We start from the raw sequence: 6,519 nt of genomic DNA, 5'->3' as shown, positions 1-6,519 counted from the left end.
GGGCCCGGCAGCTGCGGCGCCGGCCTCGCCGCCCGCCGCCGAGCCGGTGCGCGTCGCGCTGATCGAAGGCCTGTCGGGCGCCTTCGCGAACGCCGGCGAGGCGGTGTACCGCAACCTGCTGTGGGCGGTGGAGCGGGTGAACCAGCGCGGCGGCGTGAGCCTGCCGGATGGCCGCCATCCGCTCGAGCTGGTGCGCTTCGACAGCAAGGGCAGCAATGAAGAGGCACTGTCGCTGCTGCGCTCGGCCATCGACCGGCAGATCGGCTTCGTGATGCAGGGCAACAGCTCGGCCACCGCGGCCGCGCTGGTCGACGCGCTGAACAAGCACAACCAGCGCGAGCCGGCGCGGCGCGCGATCTTGTTGAACTACTCGGCCGTCGACCCGGCGCTGACGAACGAGAAGTGCAGCTTCTGGCACTTCCGCTTCGATGCGCATGCCGACATGCGGCTGCAGGCGCTGACCGACGTGCTGGCCGCCGATGCGCGCGTGAAGAAGGTCTACCTGATCGGCCAGGACTACAGCTTCGGCCAGGGCGTGCTGCGCCAGGCGCGCGTGCTGCTCGCGGCCAAGCGGCCCGACATCGAGATCGTCGGCGACGAACTGCACCCGCTCGGCCGCATCAAGGACTTCCTGCCGTACGCCGCGAAGATCAAGGCGAGCGGCGCGCAGGCGGTGCTCACCGGCAACTGGGGCAACGACCTGACGCTGCTGATCCGCGCCTCGCGCGAGGCCGGGCTGGACGCGCGCTTCTACACCTTCTACGGCAACGCGCTCGGCGCGCCGGCGGCGATCGGCGATGCCGGCGTCGACCGCGTGCTGGCGGTGGCCGAGTGGCACCCGAACCTGGGCGGCGCGGCCTCCGACAGGTTCTATGCAGCCTTCCGCGAGCGCTTTCCGAACCCGCAGGACGACTACGTGCACATGCGCATGCAGGCGATGGTCGAGATGCTGGCGGCCGCGATCGAGAAGGCCGGCAGCGCCGACCCGCTGGCGGTGGCGCGTGCGCTCGAAGGCCTGAAGCTCGACCCGCGCCACCTCGGCGGCTTCCACCGCGGCACGATGCGCGCCGGCGACCACCAGTTCGAGCAGCCGCTGGTCGTCAGCGTGATGCAGCGCGTCGGCAGCCCCGGCGTGCGCTTCGACAACGAGGGCTCGGGCTACGGCTTCAAGACCGTGCTGCAGCTCACCGAAACCCAGACCGAGATGCCGCACCGCTGTGCGATGGAGCGACCATGAGATCCGTGATCGAAAACCTGCCGGCCTCGAAGATCCGCGAGGTCGCGAATGCGGCGATCGGCCGTGCCGACGTGCTGCCGTTCTGGTTCGGCGAGAGCGACGAGCCGACGCCGGATTTCGTGACCGAGGCGGCGGTCGCGTCGCTGCGGCGCGGCGAGACGGCGTATGCGCACAACCTGGGGCTGCCGGCCCTGCGCGAGGCGCTGGCGGGCTATGCGAGCGGGCTGCACCGGCCGGTCGGGCCGGAGCGCATTGCCGTCACGTCGTCGGGCGTCAACGGCCTGATGATCGCGACGCAGGCGCTGGTGGGCGCCGGCGACGAAGTGGTCGCCGTCGTGCCGGTGTGGCCGAACATCACCGCGCAGCCTGCGATCCTGGGGGCCGACGTGAAGCGGGTCTCGCTGCAGGTGCGCGATGGCGCCTGGCAGCTCGATCTCGAGCGCCTGCTGGCCGCGATCACCCCGCGCACCCGGCTGCTGCTGGTCAACGCGCCGAACAACCCGACCGGCTGGACGATGACCCGCGCCGAGCAGCAGGCGGTGCTCGACCACTGCCGCCGCACCGGCACCTGGATCGTCGCCGACGAGGTCTACGAGCGGCTGTACTACGAGGCGGGCCTTGTCTCTGGGTCGAGCCATGCGGCGCCGAGCTTCCTCGACATCGCCGAGGCCGACGACCGGCTGGTGGTGGCGCACAGCTTCTCGAAAAGCTTCCTGATGACCGGCTGGCGGCTCGGTTCGCTGGTCGTGCCGGCGGCGCTGACGGCCGACATCGGCAAGCTGATCGAGTTCAACACCTCGTGCGCGCCGGTGTTCGTGCAGCAGGCCGGCATCGCCGCGCTGCGGGGGGCCGACGCCTTCGTACCGGGGCTGATCGGCCGGCTGAAGGCCTGCCGCGACACGCTGGTGCCGCGCCTGCAGGCGCTGCCGGGCGTCACGCTCGCGATGCCGGCCGGCGGCATGTACGCCTTCTTCCGCGTCGACGGCGAGGACGATTCGCTGGCGCTGGCCAAGCGGCTGGTCACCGGCGTCGGGCTGGGCCTGGCGCCGGGTGCGGCCTTCGGCGACGAGGCCGAGGGCTGGCTGCGCTGGTGCTTCGCGTCGCGCGACCCGGCGCGGCTCGTCGAAGGGGTGGAGCGGCTGAAACGCGCGTTGAGGCTATAATCGACGGGCTTTGCGTCCTGATCCCATCAGAGCGTGAAGCAAATCGCACGGCGCGGGTCAGTTTCACCCGCGACCGCAAGTAGCAACCTCCCGCCCACGAACCTGGCGGGAACATCAGGAAACTGACATGTCCGTCGCAGATCTGAACAAGGCCGAGATCGTCAAGGCCAATGCCCGCAGCGCCAACGACACCGGGTCCCCCGAAGTGCAAGTGGCCCTGCTGACCGCCCGCATCAACGAGCTGACCCCCCACTTCAAGCTGCACCTGAAAGACCACCACGGTCGCCGCGGCCTGCTGAAGATGGTCAACACCCGCAAGAGCCTGCTGGCCTACCTGCGCAAGACCGATGCCGACCGCTACACCGCGCTGATCCAGAAGCTGGGTCTGCGCAAGTAATCCGCGAATGAAAGCCGAGAGCCTGTCTGGATCCTCCAGCACAGGCTCTTTGCGCTTTTGGAGCTGAGCACCCACAGATGACGATGTGTCATTCCACCCGCGTTCCACTCGTGAGCGCTGCTGGAATGGCATCGCGCCAGGTTGCCGCAGTTCCGGGTCCAAGCGCGCCGCCCTCACGAGGCGCTGACAACAAACCGGAGAAATGACATGAGCATGTTCAACAAAGTCACCAAGACCTTCCAATGGGGCCAGCACTCGGTCACGCTGGAAACCGGCGAGATCGCCCGCCAGTCGAGCGGTGCCGTGCTGGTCAACATCGAAGACACCGTGATCCTCGCCACCGTGGTCGGTGCGAAGAACGCGAAGCCGGGCCAGGATTTCTTCCCGCTGACGGTCGACTACATCGAGAAGACCTATGCCGCCGGCAAGATCCCCGGCAGCTTCTTCAAGCGTGAAGGCCGCCCGAGCGAACTCGAGACGCTGACCTCGCGCCTGATCGACCGCCCGCTGCGCCCGCTGTTCCCCGAAGGCTTCTACAACGAAGTCCAGGTCGTCATCCACGTCGTGTCGCTGAACCCGGAAGTCTCGGCCGACATCGCCGCGCTGATCGGTTCGAGCGCCGCGCTCGCGATCTCGGGTATCCCGTTCAACGGCCCGATCGGTGCCGCACGCGTCGGCTACGTCAACGGCCAGTACGTGCTGAACCCGGGCAAGACCCAGCTGCTCGACTCGCAGATGGACCTGGTCGTCGCCGGCACCGAAGCCGCCGTGCTGATGGTCGAATCCGAAGCCCAGCAACTGAGCGAAGAAGTGATGCTCGGCGGCGTGGTGTTCGGCCACGACCAGAGCAAGATCGCCATCGCCGCGATCAACGAGCTGGTGCGTGACGCCGGCAAGCCGGCCTGGGACTGGGCTGCGCCCGCCAAGGACGAAGCCTTCATCGGCAAGATCACCGCGCTGGCCGAAGAGAAGCTGCGCGCCGCCTACCAGATCCGCTCGAAGCAGGCCCGCACGCAAGCCACCCGCGAAGCCACCGCTTCGGTGCTGGCCGCGCTGACGGCTGAGGGCGTCGAGTACGACAAGGTCAAGGTCGACAACGTGCTGTTCGACATCGAAGCACGCATCGTGCGCAGCCAGATCCTGCAGGGCGAGCCCCGCATCGACGGCCGCGACACCCGCACCGTGCGCGCGATCGAGATCCGCAACGGCGTGCTGCCGCGCGTGCACGGTTCGGCGCTGTTCACCCGTGGCGAGACGCAGGCGCTGGTCGCCGCGACGCTCGGCACCGACCGCGATTCGCAGAAGATCGACGCGCTCGCCGGCGAGTTCAGCGAGCACTTCATGCTGCACTACAACATGCCTCCGTTCGCCACCGGCGAAACCGGCCGCGTCGGCACCCCGAAGCGCCGCGAGATCGGCCACGGTCGCCTGGCCAAGCGCGCACTGGTGGCAGTGCTGCCGGACCGCGTCGAGTTCCCGTACTCGATGCGCGTGGTCTCGGAGATCACCGAATCGAACGGTTCGTCGTCGATGGCCTCGGTGTGCGGCGGCTGCCTCGCGCTGATGGATGCCGGCGTGCCGCTGAAGGCGCACGTCGCCGGCATCGCGATGGGCCTGATCAAGGACGGCAACCGCTTCGCCGTGCTGACCGACATCCTCGGCGATGAAGATCACCTGGGCGACATGGACTTCAAGGTGGCCGGCACGACCGCCGGCGTGACCGCGCTGCAGATGGACATCAAGATCCAGGGCATCACGAAGGAAATCATGCAGGTCGCACTGGCGCAGGCCAAGGAAGCCCGCCTGCACATCCTCGGCAAGATGACCGAAGCGATGGGCGAAGCCAAGACCGAGGTCTCGCAGTTCGCACCGCGCCTGTACACGATGAAGATCAACCCGGAGAAGATCCGTGACGTGATCGGCAAGGGCGGCGCGACCATCCGTGCGCTGACCGAAGAGACCGGCACCACGATCGACATCGGCGAAGACGGCACCATCACGATCGCGTCGGCCGACTCCGACAAGGCCGCCTACGCGAAGAAGCGCATCGAAGAGATCACCGCCGAAGTGGAAGTGGGCAAGGTCTACGAAGGCCCGATCACCAAGCTGCTCGAGTTCGGTGCGCTGGTCAACCTGCTGCCGGGCAAGGACGGCCTGCTGCACATCAGCCAGATCGCGCACCAGCGCGTCGAGAAGGTCACCGACTTCCTGAAGGAAGGCCAGATCGTCAAGGTCAAGGTGCTCGAGACCGACGAGAAGGGCCGCGTCAAGCTGTCGATGAAGGCCCTGATCGACCGCGACCAGGCGCCTGCGCAGGAGTGATGACCGGCCGCGCGGCCGCTGCGTCTCGACGCGGTGGCCGTGTGGCGGCGTCCTGCCCACCGAGCTTCCGATGAAAGCCATCGCGATCACCACCCCCGGCGCGCCCGACGTGCTGCGCGCCATCGAGCGCGCGGCACCGGTGCCTGCGGTCGGCGAGCTGCTGATCCGCGTCGGCGCATCGGGCGTCAACCGGCCCGACGTGCTGCAACGCAAGGGCCTGTAYCCGGTGCCGCCGGGCGCGTCGGACCTGCCGGGGCTGGAGGTCGCGGGCGAGGTGGTCGGTGGCGATGCGGCGGCAATGGCCGAGGCCGGCGTCGCCATCGGCGACCGCGTCTGTGCGCTGGTGGCCGGTGGCGGCTATGCCGAGCTGTGCGTCGCGCCGGTCGGCCAGTGCCTGCCGGTGCCGAAGGGCTTCAGCGACATCGAGGCCGCAAGCCTGCCCGAGACCTTCTTCACCGTCTGGTCGAACGTGTTCGAGCGCGCCCGCCTGCAACCGGGCGAGACGCTGCTGGTGCAGGGCGGCACGAGCGGCATCGGCGTCACCGCGATCCAGCTGGCCCGGGCCTTCGGCGCGCGCGTGATCGCGACGGCCGGCAGCGACGACAAGTGCGCCGCCTGCGTGTCGCTCGGCGCCGACCATGCGATCAACTACCGCACGCACGATTTCGTCGCCGAAGTGCAGCGGGTCACCGACGGCCGCGGCGCCGACGTGATCCTCGACATGGTGGCCGGCGACTACATCGCGCGCGAGCTGCAGTGCCTGGCCGATGACGGCCGCATCGCGCTGATCGCGGTGCAGGGCGGCACGGCCGCGCAGATCGACGCCGGCGCCGTGCTGCGCCGGCGGCTGACCATCAGCGGCTCGACGCTGCGTCCGCGCTCGGTCGCGTTCAAGACCGCGATCGCGAAGGCGCTGCGGCAGCAGGTGTGGCCGTGGCTCGAAGCGGGCCGCGTGAAGCCGGTGATCCACCAGGTGTTCCCGGCGGCGCAGGCGGCCGAGGCCCACGCGCTGATGGAATCGAACCAGCACATCGGCAAGCTGGTGCTCACATGGTGAGTACACAACTGAGCACTGCACAAGGAGCTTCGGGCATGCGTCGCAAACTCGTCGTCGGCAACTGGAAGATGAACGGCAGCCGCGTGGCCAATGCCGAACTGCTGGCCGGGCTGGCAGCGGCCGGCCCGTTCGATGCCGACGTGGCGGTGTGCGCGCCGTTCCCGTACCTGGGCGAGGTCGCGCTGTCGCTGCAAGGCCAGCGCCTGGCGTGGGGCGCACAGGATTGTTCAAGGAACGAGAGCGGTGCCTTCACCGGCGAGGTGTCGGCATCGATGCTGGCCGAGTTCGGCTGCCGCTACGTGATCGTCGGGCACTCGGAGCGGCGTGCGCTGCATGCCGAATC

At 68.8% G+C, this 6,519-nt stretch carries 6 protein-coding genes; all 6 read left to right on the top strand.

The window, feature by feature from the left end; all coding sequences use genetic code 11:
- The coding region (locus AC1DXV_RS29700; protein WP_477937034.1) for a branched-chain amino acid ABC transporter substrate-binding protein at positions 1–1,237 on the top strand (1,237 nt) is incomplete at its 5' end.
- On the top strand, positions 1,234–2,400 hold the full coding sequence (locus AC1DXV_RS29695; RefSeq protein ID WP_477869200.1) for a pyridoxal phosphate-dependent aminotransferase: 1,167 nt from the start codon (positions 1,234–1,236) through the stop codon (positions 2,398–2,400). The genes AC1DXV_RS29700 and AC1DXV_RS29695, both read left to right, overlap by 4 nt.
- A gap of 127 nt (positions 2,401–2,527) precedes the next feature.
- On the top strand, positions 2,528–2,797 hold the full coding sequence (rpsO, locus tag AC1DXV_RS29690) for a 30S ribosomal protein S15 (protein WP_047502936.1): 270 nt from the start codon (positions 2,528–2,530) through the stop codon (positions 2,795–2,797).
- Between the two features lie 207 nt (positions 2,798–3,004).
- Positions 3,005–5,119, top strand: coding sequence for a polyribonucleotide nucleotidyltransferase (pnp, locus tag AC1DXV_RS29685; protein ID WP_477937032.1), 2,115 nt, complete (start codon positions 3,005–3,007; stop codon positions 5,117–5,119).
- 70 nt (positions 5,120–5,189) lie between these two features.
- The gene (locus AC1DXV_RS29680) at positions 5,190–6,176 is read left to right on the top strand and encodes an NAD(P)H-quinone oxidoreductase (RefSeq protein WP_477872755.1); all 987 of its coding nucleotides are present in this window, start codon (positions 5,190–5,192) and stop codon (positions 6,174–6,176) included.
- 35 nt (positions 6,177–6,211) lie between these two features.
- Positions 6,212–6,519: triose-phosphate isomerase (locus tag AC1DXV_RS29675; protein ID WP_477937030.1), on the top strand; the 308-nt coding region annotated here is incomplete at its 3' end.

Source organism: Rhizobacter sp. P3_C12, assembly GCF_056402735.1.
Note: the sequence above shows the minus strand (reverse complement) of the source record. Positions and strands in the feature narration are given on the sequence as shown.